The organism is uncultured Microbacterium sp. (assembly GCF_963524805.1).
Taxonomy (GTDB): domain Bacteria; phylum Actinomycetota; class Actinomycetes; order Actinomycetales; family Microbacteriaceae; genus Microbacterium.
Map to the genome: position 1 here is coordinate 113,004 of NZ_CAURGG010000009.1, position 17,580 is coordinate 130,583.

At 69.2% G+C, this 17,580-nt stretch carries 13 protein-coding genes and 1 tRNA gene; 9 read left to right on the plus strand and 5 right to left on the minus strand.

Translation table 11 applies throughout. From position 1 onward, the window contains the following. Nucleotides 1–151: 151 nt before the first annotated feature. Both RWQ91_RS15085 and aceB read right to left on the minus strand, forming a co-directional pair. Complete coding sequence (locus tag RWQ91_RS15085) at nt 152–1,747, minus strand: isocitrate lyase (RefSeq protein WP_314507639.1); 1,596 nt, start codon at nt 1,745–1,747, stop codon at nt 152–154. Between the two features lie 49 nt (nt 1,748–1,796). Further along, nucleotides 1,797–3,482, minus strand: coding sequence for a malate synthase A (gene aceB / locus RWQ91_RS15090; protein WP_399546585.1), 1,686 nt, complete (start codon nt 3,480–3,482; stop codon nt 1,797–1,799). Between the two features lie 203 nt (nt 3,483–3,685). Here aceB and RWQ91_RS15095 point away from each other — a divergent pair, with 203 nt between their 5' ends. Further along, nucleotides 3,686–5,164: a helix-turn-helix domain-containing protein gene (locus RWQ91_RS15095; protein WP_314507640.1), complete on the plus strand. Its 1,479-nt coding sequence runs from the start codon at nt 3,686–3,688 to the stop codon at nt 5,162–5,164. 132 nt (nt 5,165–5,296) lie between these two features. Here the strand turns inward: RWQ91_RS15095 and RWQ91_RS15100 are convergent, their stop codons facing one another. Then, nucleotides 5,297–6,676: an FAD-binding oxidoreductase gene (locus RWQ91_RS15100; protein ID WP_314507641.1), complete on the minus strand. Its 1,380-nt coding sequence runs from the start codon at nt 6,674–6,676 to the stop codon at nt 5,297–5,299. 98 nt (nt 6,677–6,774) lie between these two features. Next, a complete protein-coding gene (locus RWQ91_RS15105) occupies nt 6,775–8,304 on the minus strand; it encodes a PucR family transcriptional regulator (protein WP_314507642.1) in 1,530 nt (509 codons plus the stop codon). A 98-nt stretch (nt 8,305–8,402) separates the two neighbouring features. Between RWQ91_RS15105 and gabT the strand changes: the two genes are divergently transcribed. The 5 genes from gabT to RWQ91_RS15130 all read left to right on the plus strand — a co-directional run bounded on the left by gabT (nt 8,403) and on the right by RWQ91_RS15130 (nt 15,063). After that, a complete protein-coding gene (gabT, locus tag RWQ91_RS15110) occupies nt 8,403–9,770 on the plus strand; it encodes a 4-aminobutyrate--2-oxoglutarate transaminase (protein ID WP_314507645.1) in 1,368 nt (455 codons plus the stop codon). An 83-nt stretch (nt 9,771–9,853) separates the two neighbouring features. Further along, the gene (locus RWQ91_RS15115; protein WP_314507647.1) at nt 9,854–11,212 is read left to right on the plus strand and encodes an NAD(P)/FAD-dependent oxidoreductase; all 1,359 of its coding nucleotides are present in this window, start codon (nt 9,854–9,856) and stop codon (nt 11,210–11,212) included. Then, nucleotides 11,209–12,099, plus strand: coding sequence for a universal stress protein (locus RWQ91_RS15120; protein WP_314507650.1), 891 nt, complete (start codon nt 11,209–11,211; stop codon nt 12,097–12,099). The genes RWQ91_RS15115 and RWQ91_RS15120 overlap by 4 nt, the downstream gene beginning before the upstream one ends. Then, the gene (locus RWQ91_RS15125) at nt 12,096–13,664 is read left to right on the plus strand and encodes an APC family permease (RefSeq protein ID WP_314507656.1); all 1,569 of its coding nucleotides are present in this window, start codon (nt 12,096–12,098) and stop codon (nt 13,662–13,664) included. Before RWQ91_RS15120 ends, RWQ91_RS15125 begins: the two co-directional genes overlap by 4 nt. 34 nt (nt 13,665–13,698) lie before the next feature. Then, nucleotides 13,699–15,063 (plus strand): NAD-dependent succinate-semialdehyde dehydrogenase, encoded by a 1,365-nt coding sequence (locus RWQ91_RS15130; RefSeq protein ID WP_314507658.1) that lies wholly within the window; start codon nt 13,699–13,701, stop codon nt 15,061–15,063. Nucleotides 15,064–15,073: 10 nt separating this feature from the next. Here the strand turns inward: RWQ91_RS15130 and RWQ91_RS15135 are convergent, their stop codons facing one another. Further along, a complete protein-coding gene (locus tag RWQ91_RS15135) occupies nt 15,074–15,688 on the minus strand; it encodes a hypothetical protein (protein ID WP_314507661.1) in 615 nt (204 codons plus the stop codon). 166 nt (nt 15,689–15,854) lie between these two features. Between RWQ91_RS15135 and RWQ91_RS15140 the strand changes: the two genes are divergently transcribed. From RWQ91_RS15140 to nusG, 3 genes are all read left to right on the plus strand, one after another. After that, a tRNA-Trp gene (locus RWQ91_RS15140) sits at nt 15,855–15,927 on the plus strand. Between the two features lie 45 nt (nt 15,928–15,972). Beyond that, nucleotides 15,973–16,233, plus strand: coding sequence for a preprotein translocase subunit SecE (gene secE, locus RWQ91_RS15145; protein ID WP_314507751.1), 261 nt, complete (start codon nt 15,973–15,975; stop codon nt 16,231–16,233). A gap of 65 nt (nt 16,234–16,298) precedes the next feature. Further along, nucleotides 16,299–17,438, plus strand: coding sequence for a transcription termination/antitermination protein NusG (gene nusG / locus RWQ91_RS15150; RefSeq protein WP_314507663.1), 1,140 nt, complete (start codon nt 16,299–16,301; stop codon nt 17,436–17,438). The last annotated feature ends 142 nt before the right edge of the window (nt 17,439–17,580 follow it).

Genomic DNA, 17,580 nt, shown 5'->3' on the forward strand with positions numbered 1-17,580 from the left:
TGACGATCGACCTTCAGTGTCGCATCGACGCACGTCCCTCAGGCCGGATGCAGGCCGCCCGCTTCGCCCGTGAGACGACAACTGCACGTCGAGACTGTGGGGTTTGCCCACGGTCTCGACGTGCAGATGTCGTCTCAGCGGAAAAGAGAGGTCAGCTGAACTGGTTCATCGTGTTGTGCTGGCCGCCCGCCTTGAGGGCGGCATCCCCCGCGAAGTACTCCTTGTGGTTGTCGCCGATGTCGCTGCCCGCCATGTTCTGGTGCTTGACGGTGGCGATGCCCTCGCGGATCTCGCGACGCTGGACGCCGCGCACGTAGGCCAGCATGCCGTCGTCGCCGAAGTATCCCTTGGCCAGGTCATCCGTGGACAGGGCGGCCGTGTGATAGGTCGGCAGGGTGATCAGATGGTGGAAGATCCCCGCCCGCGCGGAGCCGTCCCTCTGGAAGGAGCGGATCTTCTCGTCGGCCAGCCGCGCGAGCTCGGTGCCGTCGTAGTCGACGCTCATCAGGTCGGAGCGCTCGTAGGCCGAGACGTCCCTGCCCTCCTGTGCCAGCAGGTCGTACGCCTGCTGGCGGAAGCTGAGCGTCCAGTTGAACGACGGACTGTTGTTGTAGACGAGCTTCGCGTCGGGGATCTCCTTGCGGATCTCGTCCACCATGCCGGCGATCTGCTCGATGTGCGGCTTCTCGGTCTCGATCCACAGCAGGTCCGCCCCGTTGCGCAGCGCGGTGATGCAGTCCAGGACGCAGCGCGCCTCGCCCGTGCCGGCGCGGAACCGGTACAGGTTGCTGGCCAGGCGCCGGGGCCGCAGCAGTGCGCCGTCGCGCTTGATGACCACGTCGCCGTTGCCCAGGTCCGCCTCGGAGATCTCCTCGACATCGAGGAACGCGTTGTACTGGTCGCCGAGGTCGCCCGGCCGGTTCGTGACGGCGAGCTTCTGCGTGAGGCCCGCGCCGAGCGAGTCGGTGCGGGCGACGATGATGCCGTTCTCGATCCCCAGCTCGAGGAACGCGTAGCGCACCGCGTTCATCTTCGCGATGAAGTCCTCGTGAGGAACCGTGACCTTGCCGTCCTGGTGGCCGCACTGCTTCTCGTCCGAGACCTGATTCTCGATCTGGATGGCGCACGCCCCCGCCTCGATCATCTTCTTGGCGAGCAGATACGTGGCCTCGGGATTGCCGAAGCCCGCGTCGATGTCGGCGATGATCGGCACCACGTGGGTCTCATAGGTGTCGATCTGCGACTGGATGAACTCGACCGCGGTCTCGTCGCCGGCGGCGCGGGCCTTGTCCAGCCGCGAGAACATCAGGTCGAGCTCTCGGGCATCCGCCTGGCGCAGGAACGTATACAGCTCCTCGATCAATGCCGGGACGGCGGTCTTCTCGTGCATCGACTGGTCGGGGAGCGGGCCGAACTCCGAGCGCAGCGCGGCGACCATCCACCCGGACAGGTACAGGTAGCGCTTGTTCGTTGTCTTCAGATGCTTCTTGATCGAGATGAGCTTCTGCTGGCCGATGAACCCGTGCCACACGCCCAGCGACTGGGTGTACACCGCCGAATCGCTGTCGTACTCCGCCATGTCGCGGCGCATGATGTCCGCGGTGTACTGCGCGATCTCCAGGCCCGTCCGGAAGCGGTTCTGCGTCCGCATGCGCGCGACGGACTCGGGGTCGATGGCGTCCCAGCCCGTGCCGCTGCGCACCTTGAGTGCGCGGATGGCGTCGATGTCGTTCTGATACTGCGTCATTTCGGTTCCTTGTCTGAGAGTGTCGATGGATGTGTGCCAGACCGTGGCGTCAGGACTCGTCGATCTCGACGAGGTACTTCGCGTACGCCGGCAGGGTGAGGAATGCCGGGAACTCCTGACCCAGCGCCACCTCGCGGAAGATCTGCGCGGCGTCGTCGTAGCGGTCGCCCGCGAGTCGGTCGAGACCGCTCAGCACCTGGACGATCAGATCTTCGATGTACTCGCGCGTGATCCGGTCGCCCTCCTCGGTCGAGCGGTCCTGATGGATCCACTGCCACACCTGGCTGCGTGAGATCTCGGCGGTCGCGGCGTCCTCCATGAGGTTGTCGATGGCCACCGCTCCCAGCCCCCGCAGCCAGGCCTCGATGTAGCGGATCGCCACCGACACGTTCGCGTGCACGCCGGCTGCCGTGACCGGGCGCCCGATGTGCACGTCGAGCAGATCCCGTGCCTGCACCTCGACGTCGTCGCGCTGCCGGTCGATCTGATTCGGACGATCGCCGAGCACGGCGTCGAACTCCGCCTTCGCGGTCGGAATCAGGTCGGGATGAGCCACCCACGTCCCGTCGAAGCCGTCGGCTGCCTCGCGCTTCTTGTCGGCGGCGACCTTCTCGAACGCGCGGGAGGTCACCTCGGGGTCGCGGCGGTTGGGGATGAACGCGCTCATGCCGCCGATCGCGAAGGCGCCCCGCTTGTGGCAGGTCTTCACGAGCAGTTCGGTGTACGCGCGCATGAACGGCACCGTCATCGTGACCTCGCTGCGGTCGGGCAGCACGAACCGTGCACCGCGGCCGCGGTAGTTCTTGATGATCGAGAAGATGTAGTCCCACCGGCCCGCGTTCAAACCCGCGCAGTGGTCGCGCAGTTCGAAGAGGATCTCCTCCATCTCGAAGGCGGCCGGCAGCGTCTCGATGAGCACCGTCGCGCGGATCGTCCCGTGCGGGATGCCGATGTACTGCTCGCTGAAGGTGAAGACGTCGTCCCAGAGCTTCGCCTCCTCGCTCGATTCGAGCTTGGCGATGTAGAAATACGGTCCCCGCCCGTTCGCGATCAGGCGTTCGGCGTTGTGGAAGAAGTAGAGGCCGTAGTCCACGAGTGATCCGGATGCCGCCATCCGGCGCCCTGTGCGGTCGGTGAACTGCACGTGGGCTTCGCTCAGGTGCCAGCCGCGGGGCCGCATCACGATCGTGGGGGTTCGCTCCGCGGTGACCTCGTACGTCTTGGCCGGTGCCGTCTGCGACGCCGGGCTGGTGAAGGACAGCTCGCCGCGGATCGCGTCGCGCAGCGACAGCTGCCCTTCGATCACGTTCTTCCACGTCGGGCTCGTCGCGTCCTCCTGGTCGGCGAGCCAGACCCGCGCCCCCGAATTCAGGGCGTTGATGGTCATCTTCGGGTCGGTCGGACCGGTGATCTCGACCCGGCGGTCCTCCAGCCCCGGACCCGCGCCCGCCACCCGCCAGTCCGCGTCCTCGCGGATGTGCGTCGTGTCGTCGCGGAAGCGCGGGTCGTGGCCGTTGCCGATCTCGAAGCGACGGCGCATGCGGTCGGCGAGGCGGTCATGCCGGCGCGCGGCGAACCTGTGGTGCAGCGCCGTGAGAAACGCCAGGGCCTCGGGCGTGAGGATCTCGTCGTAGCGGGTGCCCATCCGGCCGACGACGTCGAGGGAGGGCTCGGTGGACGGGGTGAAGAGGGGACCGGTGCGCGTGCGCATCGGTGCGGCGGTTGCAGGTGTCATGTTCCTGTCTTCCTGTGAGCGAGTTCGTGAACGTGTGCGCGGGACGCTCCAGCTCGGCGTGTGTGCCGGCCGGCATCCCGAGATCCGCGTCTGGATCGTCCGTGCTGGTCGTGTCTCCACTCTGCGGTGAACTTCCGTGGACACCCCGACGAATCGACGTGTGAACTTTCGGGAGAATTCTCCTTTCGTGACAGAATCACCGTATGCAGACCAGGAACAGCCGCGATGCCGGCCCCGACCTCCTCGACGATGGGGAGGTGGACTCCCTCACGATCGGCCGCCGCATCCGGCAGCTGCGCACGGCGCGCGGCATGACGCTCGACGACCTGGCAACCGCCGTCGAGCGCGTGCCGAGCCAGCTGTCCATGATCGAGAACGGCCGGCGCGAGCCCAAGCTGACGCTGCTGCGTGCGATCGCCCGCGCGCTCGGGACGACCCTCGATGCCCTGCTGGAATCCGAGCCGCTGGACGAGCGCTCGGCGATGGAGATCGCCCTCGAGCGGGCGATGCGCGGTCAGACGTTCCAGGCGCTCGGCATCGCGCCGTTCCGCATCGGCAAGACCGTGCCCGATGAGGCGCTCGCGGCCATGCTCGCGCTGCAGAGCGAGATCGAGCGACTGCGCGACGAGCGGGCCGCGACGCCGGAAGAAGCCCGCCGGGCCAACGTCGCGCTGCGCCGCCTGATGCGCACGCAGAGCAATCACTTTCCGGAGCTCGAGCAGCAGGCGGAGCGCATCCTCGCGGCCGTCGACCACCCGGGCGGGCCGCTGACCCAGCGGACGGCATCCGACATCGCCGCCCATCTCGGGTTCACCCTGCACTACGTGCGCGATCTTCCGCAGACGACCCGCAGCGTCGCCGACATCAAGAACGGCCGGCTGTACCTCTCCAGCCGGCTGGCGTCCAAGGGCGACCCGCGCACCGCGGTGCTGCAGGCGCTGTCCAGCCGCATCCTCGGCCACACCGAGCCGACCAGTTACGCGGAGTTCCTGCGCCAGCGCGTGGAGACCAACTACCTCACCGGTGCGCTGCTCGTGCCCGAAGAGCACGCGGTTCCGTTCCTGCAGGAGGCGAAGGGGCGGCGGGCGATCTCGATCGAGGACCTGCGCGACGCGTACTCGGTGTCGTACGAGACGGCCGCGCACCGGTTCACCAACCTCGCGACCGTGCATCTCGGCATCCCGGTGCACTTCCTGAAGGTGCACGAGTCCGGCACCATCACGAAGGCGTACGAGAACGACGACGTGAACTTCCCGACCGACCGGCTGGGGTCGATCGAGGGGCAGATGTGCTGCCGGCGGTGGACCTCGCGGGTCGTGTTCGACGAGGACGACCACTTCAACCCGTACTACCAGTACACCGACACCGGCAACGGAACGTACTGGTGCACGGCGCGCGTGGAGCTCTCCAGCGAGGGCGCGCATTCGGTCTCGGTGGGGGTGCGCTTCGATGACACCAAGTGGTTCATCGGCCGCGACACCCCGAACCGCGGAGTGTCGAAGCACTCGGTGGAGGTCTGCTGCCGCCGCGCACCGGCCGATCTCGAGGCGAGCTGGCGCGAGAACTCGTGGCCGAACGTCCGCACCCCCCGCACGCTGCTGGCGACCCTGCCGACCGGCGCCTTCCCCGGGGTCGACACGACGGATGTGTACGAGTTCCTCGAGGCGCACGCTCCGCGCTGACCTCGCCGGTTGGCAAGGCCTCACGCGTGAGCCTCGGCCCTTCCGTCGACTTGTCGTATATGTCGGCGCAGCGCGGCGTGTCGCCGACATATACGACAAGTCGACGCGGGGGGAGGGATGCCGGGCGGCGGGTCACCGCCCGGAGATGAGGTCCGCGAGGTGCGCGAAGGCCGATGTGCGGGTCGATCGGCCGCGAGACTCCGCGCGATCGGCTGTGCGATAGGCCGCGTAGATGCCCTGCACCGCGAGCCAGCGCAGCGGCTCGATCTCCCAGCGCCGGGCGCGGTGGCCGACCCAGGGCAGCCGGGTCAACTCGGTGTCGCGGCGCAGCACGAGGTCGGCGAGCGTGCGTCCGGCCAGATTCGTCGCGGTCACCCCGGTGCCGACGTACCCGCCCGCCCAGCCCAGCCCGGTTGCGGCATCCAGGCCTACCGACGCCGACCAGTCGCGTGGCACGCCCAGAACGCCGGCCCACGCGTGCGCGATCGGCACGTCGGCGGCGGCGGGGAAGAAGTCCCGCAGCAGCGACGCGAGCGCGGCGATCGTGTGCTCCTGCGTGCGGCCATCCGTATCGACGCGCGATCCGTACCGGTACGGCACCCCGCGGCCGCCGAACGCGATGCGGTCATCCGCCGTGCGCTGGGCGTACATGTAGACGTGGGCGAAGTCGCCGAGCACCTCGCGTCCGTCCCAGCCGAGCTGCTCCCAGACGGTCGCGGGCAGCGGCTCGGTCGCGATCATGGACGAATTCATCGGCAGCACGGCGCGGTGCTGGCCGCGGAGGTCGGGAGTGAAGCCCTCGGTCGCTCGCAGCAAGAACGGCGCGGTGACCACTCCGCGATCGGTGACCGCGCGGCCGGGGGAGAGCTCCGCGACCCGGGTGTCCTCGTAGATCGGCACGCCGAGTCGTTCGACGACATCGGCGAGCCCGCGGGCGAGCTTCGCCGCGTGAAGGCGCGCCGCGTGCGGATGCCATACCCCGCCCACCGCGCCGGCGATCGCGATGCGGGAGCCGGTGGTCGCGGCATCCCATTCCTCGACGTCCGTTGCGGGCCAGGACCGCTCCGCTGCCGCGAACGCGCGCAGTCGCGCCAGCTGCGCGGGGGAGCGCGCGACGTTCAGCTCGCCGCCCTTCACGATGTCGGCGCCGATGCCCTCGCGCTCAGCCACGGCGATCACCTCGTCGACCGTGTCGTTCAGCGCGCGCTGCTGAGCGATCGCCGCATCCCGGCCGTGCGTGGCGACGTACTGCTCCCGGCCCCCGGTGACGGAGTTGGTCAGCCACCCGCCGTTGCGGCCCGATGCGCCGAACCCCGCGAAGCGCTGCTCGATCACGGCGATGCGCAGATCCGGCTGTGCGCGCTTCAGGTAGTACGCACTCCACAGGCCCGTGTAGCCGGCGCCGACGATGCAGACGTCGAGATCGATCGAGCCGGGCAGGGGCGCTCGCGGCTCCGGGATGCCGCCCTGCTGCGTCCACCAGAACGACACGGCGCCGTTGATCACGACCATCCGCACAGGGTATCCGCGCCCCGCCCCTGGTTCGTCCGTCGTCTACGCACGGGTGGCGCCGGGTTTTGCGTACACGGGTGACGAACGAAGCAGAAGGGTCAGGAGGTGAGCCGCAGTGCGGCCCACACATCGGCGCGGGCCGCGAACGAGCCGAGGTCGGAATCCAGCGCCTTCTCCGCGGTGGCGATGCGCGCGCGGACGGTGTGGCGGTGCACACCGAGGGCGCGCGCGGTCGCCTCGTGCGAGCAGTCGTTCGCCAGCCACACCTGCACGGTCTCGAGCAGTGATGTTCCCTGCTCGCGGTCGTGCTGCCGCAGCGGTGCGAGGGTGGCTTCGGCCACCGTGCGCGCCTCGGGCGAAGCCGGGACCGAGAGCACTCCGGCCGCCGCGACGTCTTCGAAGCGGGTGACCCCGGGTCCGGGGCGGTCGCGGGCCAGCTGCGCCTGATCCGCCGCCACCGCGAACGCGTCGTATCCCGCCGGCGCCGACACGCCCATCCGCTCATCGAATCTCTCGGCGAACTCCTCGAGCAGATCCGATCCGGATGCCGGGACCACCAGCACCAGCCCGTCGTCGCCGCGACCGAAGAACAGCCCGCCGCGGCGCTCGTCCGCCCGCAGCTCGAGCCACTCGCGCACGGCATCCCGGCGGCCGGCGGCAGCATCGGTCATCGCCACGAGCACCGGCGGGGGGGGCAGGCCGCCCCACAGATCCCGGGCGACCCGACGAGCCAGTGCGGGATCGTTGCCCAGCAGGGAATTCACCAGGCCCGCCCGCAGCAGCGTGCGCGCGCGGTCCAGGCCCTGCTGCTGCTCGAGCGCGAGGCCGGCCATCGCGACGACCGCCGTCACCACTCCGCGCCCCTCCTGATCGAGGTCGCCGGCCGCCATCGCGATCACCCCGCGAAGGTGCCCCCCGCGGCCCAGTGTCTGCAGAGTGAACGCCGTGCCGCCGATCCTGAGCGAGGAGGCGGCGCGCGCACCGCGGCGCAGCACCACTCCCACCTCGGTGCCCAGCTCGGCCGCCGCGGTGGTATCGAGGGCGGCCGGGTGCTCACGCGTCAGCGTGCCCGCCGCGTCGTAGAGGCCGACCCAGGCGTCCAGCTGCCGGGCGAGCTCGGCCAGCGTCGCGCCCAGTCCGTCGGGGCGCAATGCGGCGAGCGAGATCGCCTTCTGCGCGGCGAGCGCCCAGCTGCGACGCGCGTACGACTGGGCGGCGATCGCCTCGGCGCCGGCGCGGGCCACCGCGATGAAGGGCGTTCGATACGGAACCTCGAACAGCGGCATCCGCTCGTCACGGCACGCTTCGGCCAGGGCAGGAGGGATGCCGTCGCGGACGACCTCGGTTCCGAAGCCGAGTCCCACCACCCCGCGCGCCGAGAGGCGCCGCACGTACGCCCGGTACACGCCGGACTCGTCCTCGGCACCCTCGAACTGCGTCCCGGTCGTCAGGAGCGCGAGACCCTCGGAGAGGAACGGCGTCGGGTCCGCGAGATCGGAGCTGTGCACCCAGCGGATCGGAGCATCCAGAGCCGCGTCGAGCTCGGACGCATCGCCTTCCAGGCGCAGGTGCAGATCCCGCCGCCCCAGCAGCGCCCGCAGGGTGGGCGCGTCGGCTGTCGTGGCCATTCCCGCTCCGATCGATGTACGCAGGGTACGGTTGCTCCTCACAGAATGTACATCGCGGCACGTGCGGGCGCGGCATCCTCCGGCCTACGCTCGCGACCATGAGCACGACTGCATCCGACACTCTCATCGCACCCGTTCCCGTCGGCGGACCGGACCTGCCGCAGGAGCGGCGCATGGTCACGAGCATCCCGGGGCCCCGCTCGCAGGAGCTGCTGGCGCGCAAAGCCGCCGCCGTCGCCGCCGGCGTGGGTCACACGGTGCCCATCCAGGCCGTCGCTGCGGGCGGCGGCGTGGTCGTGGATGCCGACGGCAACTCGCTGATCGACCTCGGTGCCGGCATCGCGGTGACCACCCTGGGCAACGCGCACCCGAAGGTGGTCGCGGCCGTGCAGGAGCAGGTCGCCCAGTTCACGCACACGTGCTTCATGGTCTCGCCGTACGAGTCGTACGTCGCCGTCGCCGAAGCTCTCAACCGCATCACGCCCGGCTCGCACGCCAAGAAGTCCGCCCTGTTCAACTCGGGCGCCGAGGCGGTGGAGAACGCGATCAAGATCGCCCGCAAGTACACCAAGAAGCAGGCGGTCGTCGCGTTCGATCATGGGTACCATGGCCGCACGAACCTGACGATGGCGCTGACCGCCAAGAGCATGCCCTACAAGAGCGGGTTCGGACCCTTCGCGGGGGAGATCTACCGCGCGCCGATGTCCTACCCCTTCCGCGACGGCCTCAGCGGTGCGGATGCCGCGCGCAAGGCGATCTCGATCATGGAGAAGCAGGTCGGGGCCGACAATCTCGCCGCGGTCATCATCGAGCCGATCCAGGGCGAGGGCGGGTTCATCGTTCCGGCCGACGGGTTCCTGCAGGACCTGCAGGCGTGGTGCCGCAGCAACGACGTGGTCTTCATCGCCGACGAGATCCAGACCGGGTTCGCCCGCACCGGCGCGATGTTCGCCAGCGAGCTGATGGGCATCGAACCGGACCTCATCACGACCGCCAAGGGCATCGCCGGCGGGCTGCCGCTCGCGGCGGTCACCGGCCGTGCCGAGATCATGGACGCCGCGCACACCGGCGGGCTGGGCGGGACGTACGGCGGCAACCCGATCGCCTGCGCGGCCGCGATCGCCGCGATCGACGTGTTCGAGAACGACGGGATGATCGAGCGCGCCCGCGAGATCGAGACGATCCTCACCAGCCGGCTGTCTCAGATGAAGGCGGACGACCCGCGGCTGGGCGACATCCGCGGTCACGGAGCCATGATCGCGGCCGAGTTCGTCGTGCCCGGAACCGGTGACCCCGACGGCACCCTCACCGGCGCGATCGCCAAGGCGTGCATCGCCGAGGGCGTCATCGTGCTCACGTGCGGCACCTACGGCAACGTCATCCGCTTCCTGCCTCCGCTGTCGATCTCCGACGAGCTGCTCCACGAGGGTCTCGACGTCCTCGCCGCCGCCTTGAGCGCGGCCTGAGTCATCCGCGTGGGATCCGGTGGGGGAGCCGGTCCTGCGCGGTGTCCGCACTTCCCGCAGCAGCATCGAGCAAAGGAGCCGACATGGTCGAACTGAACCGTGACGTCGTGATCGTGGGGGCCGGCGCCGCCGGGCTGACCGCCGCCAACGAATTGAAGAAGGCGGGCCTGTCGGTCGCGGTGCTCGAAGCGCGCGACCGCGTCGGCGGGCGCCTGCACACCGACGTCATCGACGGGGCGATGCTCGAGATCGGCGGACAGTGGGTCTCGCCCGACCAGCAGGCACTGATCGATACGGTGGCCGAGCTCGGCCTCGAGACCTTCAGCCGCTACCGCGACGGCGACAGCGTCTATGTCGGCCCCGACGGCGTGGCCCAGCGCTTCACGGGCGAGATGTTCCCGGTCTCGGCCGAGACCGAACGCGTGATCGCCGACATCACCGACCGCCTCGATGCCATGGTCGCCGAGATCGACCCCGACCGGCCCTGGGCGCACGAGCGGGCGGCCGAGTGGGACCACGTCACCTGGGATGCCTGGCTGCGCGCGCAGACCGATGACGACGAGGCGGTGCGCAATCTCGCCTTCGCAACGGGGTCGGCGATGCTGACCAAGCCGACTCACACCTTCTCGCTGCTGCAGTCGCTCCTGATGGCGGCATCCGCCGGCTCGTACTCGCACCTGGTCGACGCCGATTTCATCCTCGACAAGCGGGTCGTCGGCGGGCTGCAGCAGGTTCCGCTGCTTCTGGCCGAGCGCCTGGGCGAGGACGTGTTCCTGAACCAGGCCGTCCGCACCCTCGAGTGGGGCGACAGCGGCGTGACGGCGATCGCCGACGGCATGACCGTCCGCGCGCGTTTCGCGATCCTCGCGCTCGCGCCCAACCTCTATCCGCGCATCTCGTTCGTGCCGGCGCTGCCGCGGCTGCAGCACCAGATGCACCAGCACATCTCGATGGGCTTCGTGATCAAGGTGCACGCGGTGTACGACCGTCCGTTCTGGCGGGAGCAGGGCCTCTCGGGCACCGCCTTCAGCCCGTACGAGATCACGCACGAGGCCTACGACAACACGAACCACGGCGACGAGCGCGGCACGTTGGTCGGCTTCGTCTCCGACCAGCGCGCCGACGACGTCTTCCGCCTCTCGGCCGAGGAGCGCCGGGAGGCGATCCTCGAGTCGCTGTCGCACTACTACGGGCCCGAAGCGAAGAATCCGGTCGTCTACTACGAGAGCGACTGGGGCAGCGAGGAGTGGACGCGCGGTGCGTACGCCGCGAGCTTCGACATGGGCGGGCTGCACCGGTACGGAGCAGACGCGCGCGAGGCCGTGGGACCCATCAGCTTCGCGTGCAGTGATCTGGCCGGGGCCGGGTACCAGCACGTGGACGGCGCCATCCGCATGGGCCGGCTCGTGGCTTCGCAGATCCTCGACGGGGCTCGCGCGTGAGCGGGCGCATCGTCGCCGGATACACGGCCACGGAAGCGGGAGAGGATGCCGTCGCGCTCGGTGCGCGCCTGGCCGCGGCATCCGGTTCCGATCTCGAGATCGTGGTCGTCCTTCCCGCCGACGACCGCAGCGTGATCACTCCGCCCGACGCGAGCTACGACCGCTACCTGCGCGGTCAGGCCGCATCGTGGCTCGAAGCGGCCAGCGCACTGGTGCCGACGGAGGTCTCGTTCGCCACCAATGTCCGCTTCGCCGACTCGTTCGCCGAGGGCCTCGTCGCCGCCGCCGAGGAGTTCGGCGCCTCGCATATCGTCGTGGGGGCCGCCAACGGCGGCCTGCGCGGTCGTCACCGGCTCGGTTCGGTCGCCACCGAGCTGCTGCATTCCGCCACCGTGCCGGTCGTCCTCGCGCCGGAGGGCTCCCGGCGGATCGACCCGGCGACCGGGGTGACCCGCATCACCGCGGCGATCGGCACCCGTCCGGGCGCCGATGTCCTGCTCGAAGAAGCGACCTCGCTCGCCGCATCCACCCGCGCCGAACTGAGGCTGCTCTCGCTCGTGACAGTCGACCTCCCGCCGAGCGTGGACACCGGCGTGATCAGGGTCGCCGGCGCGGCCCACGCCGACCAGGTGCTGGCCCAGGCGCGCGCGACCGTCGCGGGCGCCGGTGACGCCGACGTCGTCGTCGGCCGCGGTGACAGCATCGAAGACGCCGTGCAGCACCTCAGCTGGGAGCCGGGGGAACTGGCGATCGTCGGCTCCAGCCGGCTCGCGCAGCCCCGCCGGCTGTTCCTCGGTTCGACAGCGGCGAAGATGCTGCACGAACTTCCCGTTCCCATGATCGTGGTCCCGCGCACGCGCGCCACCACCGAAGGAGGATCGCGATGAGCGATCGCACAGGCGCCGCGGCGCCGCTCGCCCCCGTCGGCGAAAAGGGCGCCCCGACCGGGCTCTCGTCCAAGGGGCTGAGCGCCGGCACCGTCGGCCTGATCGGCGCCGTCGTCATCGGCATCTCCTGCATCGCGCCGGCCTACACGCTGACGGCCGCCCTCGGACCGACCGTGTCCGAGGTCGGCTTCCAGGTGCCGGCGATCATCATCGTCGGATTCATCCCGATGCTGCTGGTCGCCTTCGGCTACCGCGAGCTCAACCGCGCGATGCCCGACTCCGGCACCTCGTTCACGTGGGCGACGCGGGCATTCGGCCCGTGGGTCGGCTGGATGGCCGGCTGGGGGCTGATCGCGGCCACGATCCTCGTGCTGTCCAATCTGGCGGGCATCGCCGTCGAGTTCCTCTTCCTGCTGATCGACCAGATCGCCGGCAGCCCGGGCACGATCGCCGAACTGGCGTTCAACCCGTTCATCAATGTGGCGGTGTGCCTGCTGTTCATGCTCGGCGCCACCCTCGTGTCGTACCGCGACATGCAGACGACCCAGAAGCTGCAGTACTTCCTGGTGACCTTCCAGGTGCTCGTGCTCGTGATCTTCTCGGTCGCCGCCTTCGTGCATGTGGCACAGGGGAATGCGTTCGACGCCAGCCCGGTCGAGCTGTCCTGGTTCAACCCGTTCGCGGTCGGCGACTTCGCCGCCGTGGTGGCCGGCCTGTCGCTGTCGATCTTCATCTTCTGGGGGTGGGATGTCACCCTCACGATGAACGAGGAGACGAAGGACCCGGAGAAGACGCCCGGTCGCGCCGCAACCCTGACGGTGCTGGTGATCTTCGCGCTCTACCTGCTGATCTCGGTCTCGCTGCTGGCTTTCGCCGGCACGGGCGCCGAGGGTCTGGGCCTGGGCAACGAGGACATCCAGTCCAACGTGTTCTTCTACCTGTCGGGGCCGATCCTGGGGCCGTTCGCGTTCCTGGTGTCACTGGCCGTCCTGACCAGTTCGGCGTCATCGCTGCAGTCGACGTTCGTCTCTCCGGCTCGCACGCTGCTCGCGATGGGACACTACGGCGCCCTGCCCAAGCGGTTCGCGGAGGTGAGCCCGCGATTCTTCACGCCGGGCTTCGCCACGATCGTGTCGGCCGTGGTCGCGTCGGTCTTCTACGCCGTCATGCGCTTCATCAGCGAAGACGTGCTCTGGGACACGATCACCACGCTCGGCATGATGATCTGCTTCTACTACGGCATCACCGCGTTCGCGTGCGTCTGGTACTTCCGCAAGCAGTGGTTCGACACGACGCGCAATCTGTTCTTCACGTTCCTGTTCCCGCTGATCGGCGGCATCATCCTGCTGTTCCTGTTCGGCAAGACGCTGATCGACAGCATGAGCCCGGACTACGGCAGCGGCTCGAACATCGCCGGCCTGGGTCTCGTGTTCATCCTGGGCGTGGTGGTGATCGGCGTGGGCATCGTCATCATGATCTGGCAGGCCATCAAGCGGCCCGCCTTCTTCCGCGGCGAGACGATCTCGCTCGACGCGCCCGCCAGCCTGCGCCGCCCGCGCCGGTGACGGCAGACTTGATCTACCAGCGAACGGAGAACCCATGAGTGACTACAAGGTCGTCAACCCCGCCACCGGCGAGACGCTCGCCGAATACCCCCTCACCACGGATGCCGAGCTCGAGCAGGCGCTCGCTGCCGCCTACCAGGCCGCCAAGGGGTGGGCTCTCACCTCGGGCGTCGCGGAGCGCGCCGGGCTGCTGCGCCGTGTCGCCGAGCTGCACCGCGAGCGGCGCGACGAGCTGGCCGCGACGATCGTGCGCGAGATGGGCAAGCCGCTGGCTGCGGCCGTCGGCGAGGTCGATTTCGCCGCGGACATCACCGAGTTCTACGCCGACAACGCCGAGAAGATCATGGCCGACCAGCCGATCGACATCCTCGCGGAGGGAACGGCGGTCATCCGCCGGTCCTCCCTCGGGGTGCTGCTGGGGATCATGCCGTGGAATTTCCCCTACTACCAGGTGGCGCGGTTCGCGGCACCCAACCTCCTGATCGGCAATCCGATCCTGCTCAAGCACGCCCCGCAGTGCCCCGAGTCCTCGGCGGCGATCGAGGCGATCTACCGTGACGCGGGCTTCCCGGACGGCGCCTACACGAACCTGTACATCACGAACGACCAGGCCGCCGCGGTGATCGCCGACCCGCGCGTGCAGGGTGTTTCGGTGACGGGCTCCGAGCGGGCAGGTTCGGCCGTGGCCGAAGTGGCCGGGCGCAACCTCAAGAAGGTCGTGCTCGAGCTGGGCGGGTCCGATCCGTTCATCCTCCTCTCCACCGACGACCTCGAGGGTGCTGTCACCGCGGCGGTCGAGGCGCGTCTGGACAACACCGGACAGTCCTGCAATGCCGCGAAGCGCTTCATCGTGGCCGACGGCCTGTACGACGCGTTCCTGGAGAAGTTCACCGCGCAGATGACGGCGGCCAAGGTGGGCGACCCGTTCGCCGAAGACACGGTGCTCGGACCGCTCTCGTCCGACCTCGCGGCCGAGCGCCTCGCCGCGCAGGTCGACAAGGCGGTGTCGCAGGGCGCTCGGCTGGTCGCCGGGGGCTCGCGTGACGGCGCCTACTACGCGGCGACCGTGCTGGCGGACGTCACTCCGGAGATGGACGCCTACCGCGAGGAGTTCTTCGGCCCCGTCGGTGTCGTCTACCGCGCCGCCGACGAGGACGAGGCGGTCAAGATCGCCAACGACACCCCCTTCGGTCTCGGCTCCTACGTCTTCACGACCGACCAGGCCCAGGCCGAGCGGGTGGCCGACAAGATCGACGCGGGAATGGTCTACGTCAACCTCGTGCTCGCGGACTCGCCGGAGCTGCCGTTCGGCGGCGTAAAGCGCTCGGGGACGGGCCGTGAGATGGGCCTGCTGGCCGCCGACGAGTTCGTGAACAAGAAGCTCGTCCGCATCGGCTGAGTTCGCCGCGTCAGCGGGCGGCGCGGGCCTCGGCGATCGCCTCGTCCGCCCACGCCACCTGCTGTGCGGTGCCCCACCGCTCGGCGGCCGCGCGCGAGCGCTCGAAGGCCGCGAGAGCGTCGTCGATACGACCCTCCTCGAGGGACGTCCACCCGGCGTTGCTGTGCAGACCCACCGCCCATTGCCGCGTGCGCGGATCGTCGGTGCTCTCCAGCAGCGCGAGCGCCTCGGTCGTCCAGTCCGCCGAGTGCGCGGCATCCGCGATCGCCAGCATGTGCAGGGCATCGATCCGCAGGAACAGCAGATCGGCGGATGCCGCCGCCTCGGCGGCGGCGGCGAAGAACGGCACCGCCGCCGACGGCTCGCCCTCCGAGTTGCGCAGGCGCCCCCGCTCGAGGGCGACCCGCACTCGGACGACTGCGGCATCGGAGACGATCCCGTCGAGCACACGATCTCCCTCGGCGAACGAGTCCTGCAGTCCGAGCGCCCGGGCAACCTGCGTCGCCAGCTCCGCGCGGTCGTCGGCATCCGGCGCGGAGGCCGCCGCCTCCCGGAGCCGCGTCTCGGAAGCCGCCGCATCGGCGAAGTCCCACAGGGCGTCCAGCCGGGTCTGGTCCAGGGCCATACGACGATCGTACGGTCTCGCCCAGTTCGCCCGCATGGGGCCCATGCCGTACACTGGAGCATGCAGTTGAAGTCTGCATTCTTTTGCCGTGCCCGGCGTTCGGGCCAGCTCCCTCTCGTACAGGTTGTGGTGGAAGACTGTGGGCATCCCGAGGCCGTCGGCCTCTAGGGCGGTAGCTCAATTGGCAGAGCAGCGGTCTCCAAAACCGCAGGTTGCAGGTTCGATTCCTGTCCGCCCTGCGCGTCAGCCGAAGCTGACACATGGAAGGTATTCAGGTGGGTTCGATGGTCCAAGAGGAGCCGAGGGGCGAGGTCGTCCCCAGTGGCGCACCCCGCGAGAAGAAGCCCAACGTCTTCGCTCGCATCGCCCTGTTCATCCGTCAGGTGCTCGCAGAGCTGCGCAAGGTCGTCACACCGACCCGCCAGGAGCTCATCAAGTACACGGGTGTCGTGCTCGGCTTCGTCGTCGTGATGATGGCGCTGGTCTACGGACTGGATCTGCTGTTCGTCTGGGTGACGACCGTCGTCTTCGGCGTTCCCGCCTGACCCCCTGAGTTGCACCGCGGGGCGGGTCCTCGGATCCGGCGCCCCCGAAACGGAAGAGAACGCAATTGTCTGAAAGATATGTCGACGACGCCGACTGGGCGACCGCTGCCGAGCAGTCCTCGGAGGATGACGAGGCCCAAGAGGGCAACATCCTCGCCGAAGAGGACCGCGCGAACACGCCGGCCGAGCACCTCGCGGTGCACATCGTCGACGACGAGGCCGACGGCCTCGAGGATTCCGACGACATCGACATCGACGACCCGGAGGCGGACGCGATCGTGAACGACGCTCTGAACATCGACCGCACCGACGAGGCGGAGGCCGCCGCGGAGGTGCTCACCGACTCGCTGGCCGAGGAGGAGGCGGAGTACGCCGCCGAGCACGCCGACGACGTGACCCCCTACGACGGTCCCGACATCAACGGCGACGAGGACGAGCCGGTTCTCGACGATGAATTCGTCGCCGAGGTGGATGCCGCCGCCGGCGTCGTCGACGAGGTCGAGGCCTCGGTCGACCCGGCCGACGCCGCGACGCCCCCCGCCGACCTCGACGCCGCAGACGACGAGGACGCCGAAGAGGCGGAAGAGGACCCGTACGAGGCGTTCCGCGCCGAACTGCGCACGCTGCCCGGCAAGTGGTACGTCATCCACTCGTACGCCGGCTTCGAGCGCAAGGTGAAGGCGAACATCGAGCAGCGCAAGTCGACGCTCGAGGTGGAAGAGGACATCTACCAGATCGAGGTCCCGATGGAGGACGTCGTTGAGATCAAGAACGGCCAGCGCAAGATGGTCACGCGCGTCCGGATCCCCGGTTACGTGCTCGTTCGCATGGAGCTCAACGAGGACACCTGGTCGGTCGTTCGTCACACCCCCGGCGTCACCGGCTTCGTGGGCAACGCGCACAACCCGACGCCCCTGCGCTTCGAGGAGTCCTTCAACATGCTGAAGTCCCTCGTCGAGGTGAAGGAAGTCGCTCCGGCCAAGGGTGCGGCCACCAAGGGCGGCCACGCTGTCGCGCGCAGCATCCCGGCAGAGGTGGACTTCGAGGTCGGCGAGACCATCACGATCAAGGAAGGCTCGTTCGCGGGCCTGCCCGGCACGATCAGCGAGATCAAGCCCGAGAGCGGCAAGCTCACGGTGCTGGTGTCGCTCTTCGAGCGCGAGACCCCGGTCGAGCTGTCGTTCGACCAGGTCACGAAGCTCTAGCAGCATCCGTTCACGAAAGCGCCCCGTCAGTGACGGGGCGCTTTCGTCGTTGCGGCCGAGGTCGGGCGCGGCTGCGTTGATGTACACGATGACGGATGCCGGAGACCCGACGCGTCCGCAATCGTGCACATCTCCGCTCCTT